Raw genomic sequence first — 15,765 nt, forward strand, 5'->3', positions numbered from 1 at the left:
CAAGGCCAGAATCGCTGCCGCGCGCCCTGTCCAGCGCCGGCGCCCCGCCCGGTGTGCAGCCTTCACGACCTTCTCCAGCCCTGTCGTCGTCGTCCGACCCGCACCGGTGTGGGTGCGTGGATGTGCGTCCCTGCTCATGTGGTGCCTCGGGCGTCAGCGCCTGAGGCGTTCCGCCTCGATGGCGCGGCTAGCCGGTGGTTGGCGCCGGCTCACCGAGCACCCGCTCGGCAATCTGGCGGCTCTCCATGGCCCCGGCCCAGATCCGCAGTTCCTGCACCGCACCGGGCAGGTACTCACCGGGTGCGTTATTGGTGTGGCCGCGGCCGATCGCGAGCTCTCCGGTGCCCTGCTGGGGCTGGGGGAAGTTCGCCAGGGTGGCCTCGTCGACCTGTTCGTCGGCGCCGACGAACAGGTGCAGCTTGCCGAAACGGGTCGCATCGCCGTCGGGGAATTCCTCGGCCGCGTTGTACACCCCGGTGATGTGCACCAGTTCGTCCAGCACGGCCAGGGCGGTGGACGACACTTGAGTCGAGGATGCCTTCGCTCCGGTGGCGTCCACGGTGGCCCGTTCGAAGCGCCATACGCATTCCGGCTTGCCGTCGCCGTCGATGTCGTCGGCCAGCTTGACCAGCTTCAGTGCCCAGGAGGCCTCGTGGCCGATCTTCTGTTTGGCGACAGTGACGGTGTAACCGTCCGCCTTGCCGACCAACTTCGCCGAGTCCACCCGGGCGAGCGCACTGACGGTGAACGCACCCGTTTCGTCGACCACCGGCCCGGTCGTGGAGGCGTAGCTGTTGGTGCCGTCCAAGGTCAGCAACTGCGGGGCCCCGGCGAGTTGGGCGTTGCCGGCGAGCGTCATTCCCGCGAACGGGTAGCCCGACTGCTCCGCCAGCGTCGTTCCGGTGGAGGCGGAGGCGTCCCAGTTGGCCATCAGCTCGGTCGCCGCAGCCTCGTTCTCACGCAGCTGGCCCTCCCCGCGTACTTCGGCCTCGGTCAGTGCGCGCTGCCACACGGCGGTCTCATCCAGACGGCCACGGAAGAACTCGCCACCGACACCGGACTTGACCGAGCGTGCCCACTGCAGTCCGCCGGTCGCCGACCAGGGCTGGTAGGTGGATGCCGCAGCGGCCAACTTGACCGGCTCGCCCTGCGGCTCACCGTTGACGAAGAGCTGAATGGTGTCGTTCGTCGGATCGGTGTCGGGCAGGCCGTCGTCGCCCTCGGTCTTGAACACGCCGGCGAGGTGCGTCCACACCTTCAGCTGGGGGTTCTGCTTCTCCGCGAGGGAACGGATGAACACCGGACTCGTCTTGTCCTGGTCGGCGCGGTTGAACACCCATGCCTTGTAAGCCGACGAGTAGTACAGCGCGAACGCGTTCGCCGCGCTGCCGGGCTGAGCGAGCACCACTCTGTTCACCGAGGCGTCGGTGAGGTACGCCCAGGTCGAAACCGTGAAGGAGTCGGTGGTGTTGATCGCTGGCGTGGACGTTGCGGCATAACCCTGCTGCTTAGCGGGGTCTGCGCTGTCCAGCCAGAGCGACTGGTCGGCGTCCCCGCGGCGGGCCAGCGACGAGAATCCCGTCCCGTCGGTATACATCGTCGCGTTGTGCCGGACGCTGCCTTCGGTGGCCGTGTCCTTGGCGAGCTTCTCAGGAGAACCGGGCGGGTAGTCGTCGAAGTGCCAGCGCCCGACCGCACTCTGGCCGGCCGCCACCTTGATCTTGACGTAGGCCCATTCCCCCGAGCCTCCGGCATCCCAGCCGCGCACCTGAAGAGTCTGTCTGCCTGCCAGCAAGGGAACGATCTCTTCGTCCACGCTGGCACCGGTGATGAAGTCGGTCTTGGTCATACCGGGCAGTCGCCACTCGAACTTCACAACGTCGGTGTCCGCGGAGTTCTGAGCGAAGTGCAGCTTGCCCCGGACGCCCGGGCCGCCCTGTGCGGCGCAGTCCTCCGTCGAGCACAGGGTGTAGACACCGTTCTGCACCGCGGACACCACGGGCGTCTTCGGTCTGTCCGGGTCGACCTTGAAGTAACACCAGGGTGTGTACGAGGAGAACAGGTCCCCGGACGCGCCCGTCGCGGAGTAGTACCAGTGCGACTGAGTACGCGCCTTGAGCCGGTACAGCGCCCCGCTCAACGACGAGACCTGCGCCGTTTCGACTGTGCCGTCGGAGTCCCAGCCGGAAGAAGGCCTGTAGGCACTCCAGTTCTTCACCCACGTACCGTCGGCCTGCTTGCGTTCCATCACCCACTCGGCCTGCAGATCACCCTCCGAGCTGCCCGCGTTGTGTTCGACCTTCGTCTGAACCGCTGCCTGCACGTAGGGAGTGGCCCGAGTCACGATCACCGGATTGCTCGAGGTGGTGGAGCACTGCACGTCATCCGGATCGCCACCGGGGTTGCCCGGCCACACTCCGTACCGGGTGGGCACACCCGGCTGGTAGGCGAACTCCACCTCCAGTTCCGCGTTGTCGTCGAACCGCTTCCATGCGGTGACGTCCGACTCGTCCTTCGCCTTCAGCATGAGCGTCAGATTGTCGATCTTGCCGTCGGCGAAGTTCCGCACCGTGGACTTCAGGTTCTCGTCGGGCTCCTGCGGGTTGTCGTTGAACTCGATCCACTTGTTCGGCTGCTCCGGAGAGCAAGCAGTCCCGCGGCCGGCCGAGACGTACTTGTCACCCACCTGGTCCCAGCTGTTGTCCGATTTGGGCCCGCCCGGCCCAGGCCAGCTGCTGCCGGAGGAGATGCCGTCCGTGCGCTCCAGGTCCACCCAGGCCGGGTTGCAGTCGAACGACCACGTCTCATACGCCCGGAAGGTGGCATCGACCACGTACTTGCCGCGCAGCGCGCTCGCCGAGTTGAACTGGAAGTACATCCGGTTCGTGTACCAGGCGCCGGTTGTGCACGCGCCCTCGGAGTTGTAACCGCACCGGCCGATGCCATGGCCCGCCCCATCGAACATCCAGAAGTCGTCACCGTCGGACGACAGGACCGTGCGGTACGTGTGCCCCACGCCAACCGCAGGGTCGATGTAGACGGGATAGACGGTCTGCTCGCCCTTCAGCACCTCGTCGTCGGGCACCACGGCAATCGTGTCGTCTCCGACCTGCACAGGCATGACGGCGGAGGCACTGCCGTCTCCCGGCCCGGCAGCCGGGTCGGCCAGATCGTCCTCTGCGCCCTCGGCCGCGGCTACGCCCATCATGGTGCTGACTCCCCCGGCCTCGGCCTGGGTTTCACCCGCGGAGTCCCACATCCGTCCCGGTGGGCCCGTGAACACCTCCACACCGTCACTGTTCTCCGCCACCAGGCCGCCGTTGGCAGTGGGCCTCACCTCCAGCCCGTCACCCTCAATCTCGAGGACCACCTTGTCCAGCGCGGGACTCGCCGCCGCTTCCCGCGTCTTGACGACGAGCACCTCACGGTAAGACTCGGGCGTCGCGGTCAGCAGCAGATCGACTCCGGGAAGCACCTCCCGATAGGTGGCCGTGTCTCCTTCCAGCACCGGCTCCGGCAGCTCGTTGCCCCATCCCAAGGTGAGTGCGTGGCCATCGCGGTCACCGATCCGGATCATGTCGGAACCGGAGCCCTTACCGGAGAAAGAAAGGTCCACCACGGCGCCCTTGGGCGCGATGCGACCGTCCGCCCGCTTCACCAGCGTCACATCGACCGGCTTCCACGAGCCGTCGGCATCCCTGACGTGTTGGGGGGTGGTCGACTGAGTCAGTGTGAATCCGCCATCGGGTTGGGCGAACACCTGGGAGTACTCGGTGCGTTCCGCCAGTACCTCGACCGGCTCGCCGGTCTCCGCAGCGCGGGCCTCGGCGGACAGCGCGGCCGGCGGAGTCGCGTCCGCGGCTTGAGATGTTGTTGCGGTGACCGCCCCGGTGGAGGCATGTGCCGCACCACCGCTTCCCAGTGGCAGCAGACCGCCGACGACCGCGACAACAAGCCCTGTCATCGTTGCTCTGCCGATGCCGTCACGCAGCCTGGGCACGCCCATTACCCCGCCTTCCCCCGCTACTCCACGAGGCCGTCACCCGCGAGTCACAAAAAGATCAAAGCCGGGGCACCGTATCCGCCAATGGTCGGATCATGTCAATAGACGCTCGCTGAATGACCGCCGCACGAGAGGGCGTTGCGTCCCTTCTCTCCCGTTTCATGATCACTCGTTCGTGGTACTGATCATCCCCCAGCCCAGCCTGTCTGGCATGCACATGCCGAGATGCGAGGCATGTAGCGAAACCCGTATCCGCGTAGCTCCGCCCCCGCTTCGTGCCCTGCTGCGGCACGGGCGCGCTCAGTCGATGACGTCGACGGCTACCCCGGAGGTCAGGATCGCGCTCGTCTTCCACCATGCGCGCAGTTGCGCGAGCGGCCGGGTCTGCTGCTTGGGCGGGCGGGTCATCTTCGCCGCGATCCGGTTCAGCTTGGCGCGGGCCTGCTCAGAGACGACGGGTGCTGCCCCGGGGCAGCGGCACGCAGTCCTCGTCACCGTAGGGCCGTGTGGATTGACGCCAGCCGGCCCCGGGTAGATCAGGTCTCTCGCGTACGGCCGGACCGCAGCGGCGTGCCGTCGTGCGCATGATGTCCCCGCATTCCAGGGGGCGTTGAGGGGGAATGTGAGAGTGACGAGGAACCGGGTTCACCCGACATCCCGCCACCCGGACCGAGAAGAAAAACGGCACCGCAAGGCCGTGCTCGACCGCTGTCCGGAAGTCGCGTCCGCCGCAGAGCTGACCAGCTCTTTCGCCGAGAACTCACCACCTTCAGCAGCGACCGACTGCCCGAGTGGATCAACGAGGCCGCCGACGCCAAGACACCCGGCATCAGCAGCTTCGCCACCGGCCTGAATAGCGACTTCACTGCAGTGACCGCCGGTCTGACCACCGACTGGAACTCCGGACTGTGAAGGAGCAGTTAACCGGATCAAGACGCTGAAACGGCAGATGTTCGGCCGCGCCGGCTTCGGCCTCCTGCGCAAGCGGGTCCTGCTCTCCTGAGGCTGCCGTCAGACCGCTTCCTCCGCCAGTCCGAAGCCGTCCGGGAACTCCTCCAAAAACGCCCGCCGCGACGGATCAGACTCCTCGCGGGCCATGGCGGCGAGTCGGCAGATTTTGTGCTTCCCCCATCAGAGGTCTTCGGACCAGGTGCTGATCGTTCAGATAGGAGATGCGAGATGCCTTCAGAGGTACTGGCGATCTTGCAGGCGGCCAAGCGCGACCGGTTCCGGTAGCCATCGGCATCCGTTGGGGCACCGGCTCCTCCCCCATGGCTGAGCAGGCGTCCACAACTGCTGCCTCGGCGGCCTGGACGGCAGCGAAGGAGGCGGTGCGGGTCCTGGGCCGCCACGCCTGGAAAAGGTCCTGCGAGTTGCGCCTTGGCACCCGTTGGGGCTCGTCACCTTTGGTGACGAGCCCCGACGGTGTATGCCGCTACTTGGCGGACTAGCGGCGCAGGATCACGTGGCGGCCGCGCCCTGGCTGTCTCTGTGCTGGAGTAGCAGCTGCAGCATCTTGTCGAACTCCTCCTGCGGCATCCTGCGGATCAGGTACATCGCTGCCGACTGGCCGTCTTCATACGGGAATCGCTTCAGCTGCTTCCCAGCAGGCTGGGACTCGCCGGAGGGAGCTTCGTTGTGAGGGCGTGGTTCTGGGACGGACTGCCCGTTTGTGGCTCCCTGTTCTGGGGCGCTCTGCGCATCATGCGCTGTCGAAGGAGCTTCACGGCGAGGCCCTTCATTGTCTGCGTCGTCTGCAGGGTATTCGCTCTGGACTCCGGCGGACGATCCGTTCACGACGTCCTCGTCTATTACGCCGTAATAGCCGTCGGTTGTCTTGGTGTCGTGCGCGGCAGGCGTCTCGGCTGTCTGTCGCTTCTTGGAACGGTCTCGCTTGGCCTCTTCCTTACGGGCCCGTTCCTGCTTCAGCTCTGTGAGTGCGGCTTCCTGTTCCGTGGCGGGCTTGTTGCCGACGGCGCGGAGCAGGTCGATGGGCTCTGTGCCGATGCGTGCCTGGAGTTCAGGGGTGAGGTTGAGGAGGGCCAGGCGTTGTGAGACCCAGCCCTGCGAGCGGTGGAGCCGCTTGGCGAGGGCGGTCTGGCTGCCGTGGATGGCGAGGAGACGCTGAAGGGCTCGGGCTTCATCGAGTTCTTCGAGGTCCTGGCGGTGGATGTTGGCGACGAGGGCGGATTCGAGGATTTCCTCGGAGGTGGTGCCCTGGTCGTCGCTGACCATGATTTTGATGGTCGTGAGGTGTGCTTCGCGGGCAGCTGCGAGGCGGCTGCTGCCGTCGATGACGACGTGGGTGGTGTCGGGTTCGAGGTCGGCTTCGCGCTCGGGGTTGGCCTTGATGTAGGTGTCGCGGTTCATGACCGTGATCGCCTGCTTCTGGCCGTGTGTCTTCAGGCTGCCTGCGAGGTCGGTGAGATCGCCGAGGGCGGAGCGGGGGTTGTCGGGGTTGAGGCTGATGCGGTGTGGGGGGAGTTCGGTAGGGGCGGCGGCGCCGTCGGTGGGGACCCCGGTGGCGGCAGCGACCGCCTGCCGGCGCGCGCTGATGGGGCGTACTCCCCCGCCGAATCGGCCGGCTCCCAGTTGGTCGGCCTTGCTCATGCGATCTCCCGGGCCAGTGCGCGCATGCCGATCGCCTGCTGTGACTTGGGGGCGTATGACAGCAGGGGTTGCTTCATCCGTACTGCTTCCTTCTGTTCCTTGAGATCGCCGATGAGGCCGACGACCCGTGGATCCTTTATGTCGACCCACCCTTGTAGTGAGGAGGTGGCGATGAAGCCGCGGCGGGAGTCGTAGAGGTTGACGACGATGCCGAGGTAGTCGATGTCGATCTGCAGGTCTCCGCGCAGGTCGTCGATCTGTGTGGTGAGCAGTTCGTAGGCGTCGGCGGAGCTGTCCTCTGCCTGCACGACGATCAGGGCGCCGGACTGTCCCGGCTTTTCGCCGTCGCGGCGGCGGCCGTAGTAGGCGGCGGCGTCCATGCTGAGGCCGAGGCTGGGTGGGCAGTCCACGAGGATGACGTCGTAGTCGGCTTCGAGCGGGGCGAGTGCGCGTTCCAGGGCGGCTTCACGGGCTCGCACAGCGGACAGGCGCACGTCGAGGAGGAAGGCGTCGTTGCAGGCGGGCAGCAGGTGGAGGCGACCGCCGAAGGGGGCGTCGCCGATAGAGACGATGAGGTCCCGGAGGTCGCCCTTCGGGTCCCCGGCCATGTGGTTGGTGAGGCTGTCGCCGTTCATCGGCAGCGGTGTGGCGCCGAGTTGGTTGGTGAGGTGGCACTGCGGGTCGAAGTCGACGAGCAGGACGCGCAAGCCGAGGCCTGGCAGATTCTCGATGTCGAGTGGGTCGTTCGTGGGTGCGTCATCGGAGTGGACGTAGCTGGCGCGCAGGGCCTTGGCGAGGGCCTTGGCAACTCGAACAGCGTGCAGGGCGTTGGGGTCTTCGGCGAGTGCCTCACCGAGGCCGGCGGTGATCGCGGTCTTGCCGACGCCGCCCTTCTGGTTGCACACGATGATGCGGCGGGTGACTTCGGGGCGGGCGACGTCGGGTGCGGGGTTGGCGTCGAGCCACAGCTGGACGGACTGGGCCAGGCCTTGGATGAGGGAGATACCGCGGTCTGTGACGACTTGACGGAATTGCTCCCACTGGCCGGGCGGGAGGAAGGTGGAGAAGGAGTCGGCGCCCGCGGTGTCGACGGTTGCCGTCGCGGACGCGAGGCTGCACCAGTCGCGGATGCCCTGTTCGACGGCGGCCTGAATCTCGATGCCGTGCTGGGCGGCTCTGATCTTGAGGTTCTGCCGGAGCCATCCCGGCAGTTTGGAGACGACCTTCTCGCGGTCGCTGGAAGTGGCTGGCGAACTCATGCAGGACACCTTACTAACGTCGATGATCCTTTGCTGCATCGACACGTTAGTTTCCAACACCTGTTGGGCCGTCAGAGCTATTACGCCGTAATAGCTGCCTCATGGCGGGCGCGAGATGCCGCTGGCCCGTCTCGCTGAAGGTGACCCAGTCGCGATCTATCTGAGTGATCCCGTCTTGCGTCCCAGTCGGCCTGGGCATCACCCATCCGTCTCGCTCCTTGTGAACCATTGCCGTGCCCGGCCCCCCTACGCTCGTCGTACGTGGTCAGCGCCATGTGAGGGTGGCTGGTGGAGGCTGAGGGCTCCTCGCTGGAGTACGTCGACGGTCGTGGTGAGCTGCACAGCGGGCGTTTGAGGCGATGTGGTCGACGCGTTTCAAGGCTGCCGGGCAGGTGCGGACGTTCCCGTCGTACCGGGGGCAGCGCAACTTCCCGGCTGGTAGTGGGCTGCTGCCAGTGGCGAGTTGGTGGGCTTCGAGTCGTGGGTGGAGCTCGCTCATCTGATGCAGCTGGACTCGGAGCCGGACGTGGTGGCCGGCGCGTCACAGCTGTTCCGGCTCTCATGGCGGCCGGGTGACCAGGCCCGTCGGGTCACATACGTCGGACTACTTCGCGCGCTGTCGGGACGGCCTACCGCCGTGGTGCTGGATGTGCGCCCTGATGACCGGATCGAGCCCGAGGACGCTGTGAAGTTCGCGGCCACGGACCGCACCACCACCACGCCGTGGTTCATCCATCAACTCCGCATGATCGGGAACACCATCGAGGCCGCGGCAGCCCCTGGGAATCGCGGTGACGGCAATCTTGGCCTTGGCCTAGCTTGACCCGCATGACCTATCTGGACGGCGCCGAAGAAAGCGGCGTGACTCTCCGCTGCCTGGACAACCGCGCTGTCGGAATCCGGTTCAGCGATCGATCTCTCGTCGATGCCGACTGCGCACACTACGCCGTCGAGCTCTGGGCGCCCGGCCTGAGCTCGCGCGTCGACGGGGTCGTGGCCTGGACTCGGGACGCCGACCTCGCGTCATTCCTGGACCGCCTCGTCGCGGACTTCGATGATTGGGACGGTGCACGGCCCTGGCACACCATCGACCAGGACCTGGCCCTATCGGCCATGTTCCGCTCAGGCGGACACGTCGGGCTGACCTGGACGCTCCGTCCTTGGCGCACCTTTCCCGGGAGTTGGAACGCTTCGGTCACCATCTGGCTCGAGGCCGGCGAACAGCTCGCTGCCGCGGCATCGGACATCCGGCATTTCCTGGAAGGGAATCCGTCGTGACGATCGGCCTGCGCCTTGCCTGGCGCCTCGACGGACACGGCTGGGCTGACTGCACGATCACAGACCGGCAGGCGGCCATCGTGCTCACCGCCTCCTACATCACGAGCGCGCCGGAAGACTTCCTGACCGCCCTGACCCGGCTGATCGCCGGCGAGAGGGAAACACGAGCGCAGTTCGAGGCCGAGCCGACCGCCTATCGATGGATCTTTTATCGGGAAGACGAGCGCGTCTGGATCCGGATCCTGGAGCTCCGGGACGGAAGCGACCACGACAACAAGGGCACCGAAATCTGGTCGAGCCAATACGCCATCGACGAGCTGGCCCGCGCCGTGATCCGCTGCTTCGACGACGTCGCGCGCACCTACGGCGAGAGCGGCTACCGGAGCAAATGGGGCGAGCACTTCCCCTGCACCGAACTCGAAGCCCTCAGACGACTCTGGAACGACCGTCGACATCCGCACGGTGCAGAGCCGGATCCGCGCCAGACCTGCGACGGAGACCGATGAGACAGGTCAGGGAAATGAGCGAACGTGAGTACTTCGCCTGCGTCGGCCGCCGTCCCGGCATGTTCGTCGGCACAGCCTCGTTCCACCAGCTGACTGCCTTCCTCACCGGCTACGACCAGCACGCGATGCGCCACGGCGGACAGGGGCTCACAGGCTGGCACGAGTGGCTCGTCGTCCGCCGCGGCCGCAGCTGCAACCATGCCTGGCCCGGACAGGTCCTACACATCGCGCTCCCAGAGGGCTGGGACAACATCGCCGACCTGCCGCCCGAAGACGAGAGGCACGCGATCAAGGTCCTGTTCCAGCTTCTCGACGAGTTCGCCGCCGAACGCGAGGCAAGTCCTGGCGCTCGGAACTCAGATTGAGCGGGACGTCGGGCGCGCCTCCGTCTCGCTCAATCTGAACCACCGCTGGTCACACCCCCGAGGCGGTTCACCTTCAGCGGGTCGGGTCGGCATCACCTGTTGGGGCGTCAGGGCTATTACGCCGTAATAGCTGCCTCCAGGTGGGCCTGAGAAGAGGGCGAGCTATTACGCCGTAATAGGCCAGCGCTGTCCGTGGCCACATGGCGGTACTGGCTGCCGTGTACGGCACTGGAGGCTTGGGGCGGGTCACATCCCAGCGAGTGCACCATGTGATGCCACAGCCAGGACGCGGTCGCCTGAAAGGGCATGAAGGCAGACAGGCCCGTGCTCTCCGCACGTTTCACACGGTGCACGGGCCTGGTGTGGTTCGCAGTCGGGTTGGTGAGTCAGGGCACCCTGGTCGCGAGTGCCTCCGTGTCATCGAGGTCGGGGATGCCAGCGGCTCCCCCACGGTGCGGGTGCCGCATGCCTGCCATCGGAACAGCAACCGGGCGGGATGCGCCAGCAGCGGACACGGACTACGCGGCGGCCTCGATGATGTCGGCCCACAGCTGGTGTCTCTCGCCTCCGGGCGTCCAGATGCCTTCGGAGGAAACCATGGTGCCGTCCTCGACCTCGCTGGCCGGTATCCCGTACCGGCCTGTGATCACGTGAGCACCCCCGCGATGCTGTCTACCAGGAGCGCGGCGACGTCGGACTCGTACGGATCGTGGTAGGAGGCGTGGTCGCTGACGTGGAAGGGCGCGGCCTTCGCGGTCACGATGAAGTCGGGGATGACCGGGGTCGCCCAGTCCTGCAGTTCGGTGTTGAGGCGGTCGGCGTCGAGGGAGGCGAGCCGGGTCTGGGTGTAGGGGCCGAGGCGGAGCAGCGTGTAGCCGGTGTCATCGCCGCGGCGGGCCTCGACGTGGACGCCGTAGTGGGCGGGGGCCATGCCGACGTCGTCGGGAAGCGGCAGGTTCGCCGCAGCGTGGGTAAGTATCGCGTAGGCCGACAGCCAGATGCCGACGATCGCGGCAGTCTCGCAGCGGAGCCAGCCCTTGCGGTTGTAGCCGAGCTTGTGGCCGTGGTGGTAGGCCGCGGCGTGCGGGGTGTCCGGGTGGACCAGAGAGATGGCGATCAGGTCGGGGCCTCGGTCGTCGCCGGGGCGGGGCTGGGCGCGCTCGAGGAACGGGCCGACCTGGACGGCGACGTCCCGGTTGCAGCCCGGTGTCCAGAGCTGCGGATTCTTGCGGGCGTCGAGCAGTGCGCGAAAGGCGTCGACGGGGGCCTGGTCCTCGGGGGAGAGGGTGCCGGGGGCGTTGCTGCAGCGGCGGAAGAGACGGTGCTTCATCGGGTGGGCTCCTGCTCGGGGTTGGTGGTGTGGGTGGTGAGGACGCGTGGCAAGTGGCGGTGACGGTGCTGGACTTCCACCTGGCGGCTGCGATCGCGCAGTGCGCGGGCCAGGAGTTCGGTGAGGCCAAAGGCACTTTTCCGGACTAAGAGCACGTCCTTGGCTGTAGTTCGCGCAGGGTCCAGGCGGCTTCGAGGTTTCGCCCTCCTTTGCCGGTGCCGGGCGGCAACGTCTTTATTTGTGGTCGCGCAGGAAGGTAGGGATCTCGTCGCGGGTCGGGTAGTTCGGCAGGGGGGCTGGCTTGTCCTGAAGGAACGCAGTGATGACGGCGACAGCCCGGTCGTTGTTGTCCTCAAGGCCGTTCCACATGTGGTGTCCGACTCCAGGCATGTACTGCGTGCGCTGGATGGCGGGGTCATTGGCAAGCGCGGCGGTCGCCCATTGGCGGACCTGGGAGGAGCACTCGGCGATCATCAGCATCGCGGGGGTCCGGGAGCGCCTCAGTTGCGGGGCGATGGAGGGTGAGTCCTTGACCGTCTGCTGGATGCGGAGGCTGGCGGCGGGGCTGAAGGAGAAGTTCTGTGCGGTGTCCTCGGTGGGGATGCGGTGCGCGTCGCGCGCGCAGTAGGCGGATGCGGTGTCGCTGCCGAGGTCGGCGGCGGTGAAGGCGTTGTCGCCTTCGGCCTGTCCGATCAGTCCGGTGTCCGGGGTGAGGAGTCCAAGTCGCATGAGGCCGAATGCCACGGCGTACCGGGGGACGTGCGTCGATCGCGGTCCGGTCGGGGCCGGCGCGAGGCCCCGTGCGGATGCCCGGCCCTTGTGCCCGTTGATGTGTGCGGTGGGGCCGTCCATGGGCCCGGGCTCGGCGATGATCGCCCGGTGCAGACGTGCGGCGACGCCAGGGTCGGCCAAGGCTCAGGTGAGCACGACTCCGCCGCTGGAGAATCCGAGGATGTCGACCTTGCCCTTGTCCAGGCGGTCGACGAAGGCGGCGAGGTCACGGACGGACCTGGAGATCGTGTACTGGTCCATGGAGAGCAGGTCGCTTCGTCCGCCACCGGCCTGTTCGTAGGCGTAGACGTCGTAGCCCTGGCGTGCCAGGAGTCGCAGAAACCGGTGGTCTTGCATCGAGATGCCGCGGACGGGTCCTCCGTGGAGGTACACGAACGGGACGGGATGCCGGGGGCCGGGGTTCGCGGGCGGGTAGTGATACACCGCGACCCGGCTGCCCGTGGCCAGGTTCCAGTGCTGAGTGGACACGAACGGCAGCGCGGGCGGGTACCGCCGGGCCGTCGGCACGGTCGGGATGCAGACCGTCGCCGTCAACGCCGCCGCGACGATCACCGGCAGGAACGGCACGAGCCTCGTCGGCCAGGTGCGGTGCCGGCCCCACCACAGCGCGAGGAAAGTCCCGGTCCCGAGGGTCGTCAACCACGCGGCGAGCCCCGAACCTGACCCGCCGGTGAAGGCGATCAGTGCGAGAAAGACGACGACCAGCGTCGCGACGGCGGCCAGGGCCAGCAGTAGGCGTCCGGTGAAGCGGACGAGACGTATGGCGGACGTGGGCACAGCGGACCTCCAACAGTTTCAGAACATCGTTTCAAAACGACGTTATCAAAGGAGGTAGGCTGCTGACCGTGGGTAGGCCCAGAACGAACGACGAGGCCGTCAAAGAGCGGCTTGTGGAGTGCGCGACCGAGATGCTCGCCACCCGTCCGCGGGAGTCGGTCACGGTCCGCGCCGTGGCCGCTGCTGCCGAGGCGTCGACGACGGCGGTGTACTCGTTGTTCGGTGGCAAGGACGGGCTGATCGGTGCGGTGCGCGACAGAGCCGTCGCCGGCCTGTTCCGGGACGTGTCGGCGGTGCAGACGTCCGCGGATCCTCTCGCCGACCTCTACGCGCTGGCCGTCGCCTACCGTCGTTGGGGGTGCGGACACAGCCACCTGTACACGGTGCTCTTCGGTGGTGTGCAGTCCTTCGACCCGTCGGGAGAGGTCGGTGCCAGTGACCCGATCCGTCCGCTCCTCGCGGCAATCGATCGCGCCTTGACGGCGTCCGTCCTCGCTGGCGACGCAACGGTGATCGCCCTGTCGATCTGGGCAACCCTGCATGGGCTTGTGACCCTCGAACTGGCCGGGGCCCTCGACGCCACCACGGCCGAGGCCGCATTCCGCTCGTCGATTCACGCCACGCTGCGCGGATGGACGACCGCGGAGGTGTTCCGCAGTCTTCGCCAAGCCGAACTCGCTCGGTGACAGGATCAGGGCCGGTATCCGGACTCTCCCGATCCTGGCTGAAGCGGTGGTGCGTGGTCGGTGAAGACCGGCATGCCAAGGACGACCAGCTGCGGGCCGGCCATCGGTCGGAGCCCGTTTAAGGCTGTTGAGCTTGGCCATCGCGGCGTCAAAGCTGACTTGAAGTGACCTCGCCAAGCCAGCCGTTTGCGCGGGCCTCTCGGATGCGCTCGCGGAGGTTCTGGATGATGTACAGGAGGCGGGGCAGCTGGCGAGGATCCATCTGGAGGACCGGGCAACGGATGCAGGCGTGCTCCTGCTTGCAGGGGGTCCACCCGCCCCACGACACCGAAGGCCGCCCCGTCCCGCCACACGCCGACCGCAGCCGCCGACCATCGGCACCTCCGTCACCGCATGACGCGCGGGGCGGCCGTCGACTTCCCATCCGGCCGGCCGGCGCCCCCAGTCGCGGCCGACGGGGGAGTCGAAGTGAACACGTCGTCCTGCCAGGTGGATGGCGGTTCACTGAGGTAGTCGGCAGGGCAGCCGCGTCGGCTGGTAGTGCTCGAACCGTGACGCCCAGAGCCTGCGGGCCTCGGTGTTCGGGGCGAACCCCCGGGGAAAGCTCATGGTCCTCACGGGCGTAGGCGTTCCGTCTCGCGGTGCTTCATCCAGGGGCCGGTGTCGGTGCCGACTTCTGTGGCCACGCCCAGGATCTGGGTGGCGTGGAGGAACTCGGGCGCTGAGGCTCAGCCTTCCCACGGCCAAGGACTCGTGGGCGAGGCTGTTCGCGTCGAGGATGAGGCAGGCGGCCGCCCGGGCGCGTCAAGCCTCAGCCCAGTTGCCTACCGCGGAGGTGGTTGAGGCAGGGAGCCGTCCAACTCAGCTTGTGCTTCAACTTCGGAGAGGACACCGCGGGGCCGGGGAGATGCCGGGCCTGGGCGGAGGCCGAGCGTTTTGAACAGATCGTCGCCTGCCTGATGAGGTACCGGTACGCGAAGGAAGCCGCGTCGACGGCACGGTTGGCCGGTCACCCAGGCGGCCGAAGTGGACGGCGATGGCGGTGATGTCAGCGGCAATGTGGGATCAAGTCCGGGTAGGCCGGGGGAGCCAGGCGGCCGGCCAACACGACGAGGGCCTATGGCCGGCAGCCGGACGGTGGCACCACGGTTGACGGTGCGTTCCCGGTAGGCCGCCCCTGCCTCAGGTCAGTTACTTCGGGCCGAAAGCCGGGCCACGGTTGTCAGGGGAACAGCTCCATGGCTGCTGCGTACGCGAGGCGGGCATCAGCGTTGGTCGCGGCGGGCTTTGCTGTGCGCTCCTCCACACGCTTCAGCTCTCGGACGGCAGCCCCCAGGTAGGTGCTGAGGGCAACTTTCCGCGTGGGGGTCTCACAGTGGGGGAGTACCTCTGCGACTTCGCCCAGCCAGTAGGTGACCTCCTCGTCGTCGCTCAGGCCATCACGGTGGTCGAGGAGGCGTTGAGCTACGGCGGCGAGCAGGCTATGCCGACGGGTGGCTTCATGCTGCGCCTGACGTTCGGCAGCAGCACGGGCAGCAAGTTTCCGCTCAGCTTCGGCGACAGCCTCCGGAGTTCGTCGCACCGGTCGCTCGCCGAGCGAGGCGTCGGTGAGGGAAGCGGCCTTCAGTCGCGATGCCTTGTTGTACGCCGCGCTGGAGGTGATGACCGCGAGAGCCGGTGCCAGCTCCCTCCATTGGACGTCGGCCGCCCGAGCGTCAGCGATGGCCCGCGATTGATGTAGATCGACCTGTTCCCGGAGGTACTCCCATAGCCGCACGCGTTCGATCGCCGCGGCCTTCCGGGCCTTGGTGTCCTTGAGGGCACCTGTATGCGACTCGAGATAGAGCAAGGCCTGAAACAGTTCGTCATCGTCCGGCATCCGCTCAACGTCTTTGTCCTCGGCATCTTCGTGCAGCTGGCGCAGTCGGCCGACAAGTGCCGCAGCATCGAGGTGACCGATCCGATTCGGTGTTCTGACCAGAGGTTTCGTTGGGTTGAGGGTTCTTCGGGTGGGACGTGGCATGGGGATCATCCTGGCCTGGGGGGGGGGGGGGGGGGGGAGGGGGAGGGGGGGAGGGGAAAGGAACACGGAGGAGAAACAGGGGCGCTAGACGGAGTCGGGGGGTGGCGAAAAGAAGGGGGGGGCGAGTTTGTTAGTG

Annotated in this window: 14 protein-coding genes; 5 read left to right on the plus strand and 9 right to left on the minus strand. The window is 67.1% G+C overall.

Translation table 11 applies throughout. The annotated features are described in order from the left end of the window. Positions 1-187 precede the first annotated feature (187 nt). The 4 genes from ACZ43N_RS41060 to ACZ43N_RS41075 all read right to left on the minus strand — a co-directional run bounded on the left by ACZ43N_RS41060 (position 188) and on the right by ACZ43N_RS41075 (position 7,872). Positions 188-3,964, minus strand: coding sequence for a LamG-like jellyroll fold domain-containing protein (locus ACZ43N_RS41060; RefSeq protein ID WP_468104729.1), 3,777 nt, complete (start codon positions 3,962-3,964; stop codon positions 188-190). A gap of 339 nt (positions 3,965-4,303) precedes the next feature. Next, positions 4,304-4,498, minus strand: coding sequence for a hypothetical protein (locus tag ACZ43N_RS41065; RefSeq protein ID WP_468104730.1), 195 nt, complete (start codon positions 4,496-4,498; stop codon positions 4,304-4,306). 966 nt (positions 4,499-5,464) lie between these two features. Further along, positions 5,465-6,613, minus strand: coding sequence for a ParB/RepB/Spo0J family partition protein (locus ACZ43N_RS41070; protein ID WP_468104732.1), 1,149 nt, complete (start codon positions 6,611-6,613; stop codon positions 5,465-5,467). Then, positions 6,610-7,872: a ParA family protein gene (locus ACZ43N_RS41075; RefSeq protein ID WP_468104734.1), complete on the minus strand. Its 1,263-nt coding sequence runs from the start codon at positions 7,870-7,872 to the stop codon at positions 6,610-6,612. Before ACZ43N_RS41075 ends, ACZ43N_RS41070 begins: the two co-directional genes overlap by 4 nt. Positions 7,873-8,335: 463 nt before the next feature. Here ACZ43N_RS41075 and ACZ43N_RS41080 point away from each other — a divergent pair, with 463 nt between their 5' ends. From ACZ43N_RS41080 to ACZ43N_RS41095, 4 genes are read left to right on the plus strand one after another with little or no spacing between them, the layout of a single operon-like run. Continuing rightward, positions 8,336-8,695 carry a hypothetical protein gene (locus ACZ43N_RS41080; protein WP_468104736.1) on the plus strand — a complete coding sequence of 120 codons (360 nt, stop codon included), beginning with the start codon at positions 8,336-8,338 and terminating at the stop codon, positions 8,693-8,695. Positions 8,696-8,700: 5 nt separating this feature from the next. Continuing rightward, positions 8,701-9,150 carry a DUF6228 family protein gene (locus tag ACZ43N_RS41085; RefSeq protein ID WP_468104738.1) on the plus strand — a complete coding sequence of 150 codons (450 nt, stop codon included), beginning with the start codon at positions 8,701-8,703 and terminating at the stop codon, positions 9,148-9,150. After that, positions 9,147-9,656: a hypothetical protein gene (locus tag ACZ43N_RS41090; protein ID WP_468104739.1), complete on the plus strand. Its 510-nt coding sequence runs from the start codon at positions 9,147-9,149 to the stop codon at positions 9,654-9,656. The genes ACZ43N_RS41085 and ACZ43N_RS41090 overlap by 4 nt, the downstream gene beginning before the upstream one ends. Positions 9,657-9,670: 14 nt before the next feature. Further along, a complete protein-coding gene (locus ACZ43N_RS41095) occupies positions 9,671-10,021 on the plus strand; it encodes a hypothetical protein (protein ID WP_468104741.1) in 351 nt (116 codons plus the stop codon). 518 nt (positions 10,022-10,539) lie between these two features. On the opposite strand, the gene ACZ43N_RS41100 is transcribed toward ACZ43N_RS41095, so the two are convergent. From ACZ43N_RS41100 to ACZ43N_RS41115, 4 genes are all read right to left on the minus strand, one after another. After that, the gene (locus ACZ43N_RS41100; protein WP_468104742.1) at positions 10,540-10,671 is read right to left on the minus strand and encodes a hypothetical protein; all 132 of its coding nucleotides are present in this window, start codon (positions 10,669-10,671) and stop codon (positions 10,540-10,542) included. After that, positions 10,668-11,351 (minus strand): hypothetical protein, encoded by a 684-nt coding sequence (locus tag ACZ43N_RS41105; RefSeq protein ID WP_468104744.1) that lies wholly within the window; start codon positions 11,349-11,351, stop codon positions 10,668-10,670. Before ACZ43N_RS41105 ends, ACZ43N_RS41100 begins: the two co-directional genes overlap by 4 nt. A gap of 234 nt (positions 11,352-11,585) precedes the next feature. Continuing rightward, the gene (locus ACZ43N_RS41110) at positions 11,586-12,080 is read right to left on the minus strand and encodes a hypothetical protein (protein ID WP_468104746.1); all 495 of its coding nucleotides are present in this window, start codon (positions 12,078-12,080) and stop codon (positions 11,586-11,588) included. Between the two features lie 186 nt (positions 12,081-12,266). Then, positions 12,267-12,920: an alpha/beta fold hydrolase gene (locus ACZ43N_RS41115; protein ID WP_468104748.1), complete on the minus strand. Its 654-nt coding sequence runs from the start codon at positions 12,918-12,920 to the stop codon at positions 12,267-12,269. A gap of 68 nt (positions 12,921-12,988) precedes the next feature. Between ACZ43N_RS41115 and ACZ43N_RS41120 the strand changes: the two genes are divergently transcribed. Beyond that, the gene (locus tag ACZ43N_RS41120; protein WP_468104749.1) at positions 12,989-13,606 is read left to right on the plus strand and encodes a TetR/AcrR family transcriptional regulator; all 618 of its coding nucleotides are present in this window, start codon (positions 12,989-12,991) and stop codon (positions 13,604-13,606) included. A gap of 1,222 nt (positions 13,607-14,828) precedes the next feature. Here ACZ43N_RS41120 and ACZ43N_RS41125 read toward each other — a convergent pair. Next, positions 14,829-15,629 (minus strand): hypothetical protein, encoded by an 801-nt coding sequence (locus ACZ43N_RS41125; protein WP_468104751.1) that lies wholly within the window; start codon positions 15,627-15,629, stop codon positions 14,829-14,831. Between the last annotated feature and the right edge of the window lie 136 nt (positions 15,630-15,765).

The sequence above is a fragment of the Streptomyces sp. NPDC030814 genome (assembly GCF_055572155.1).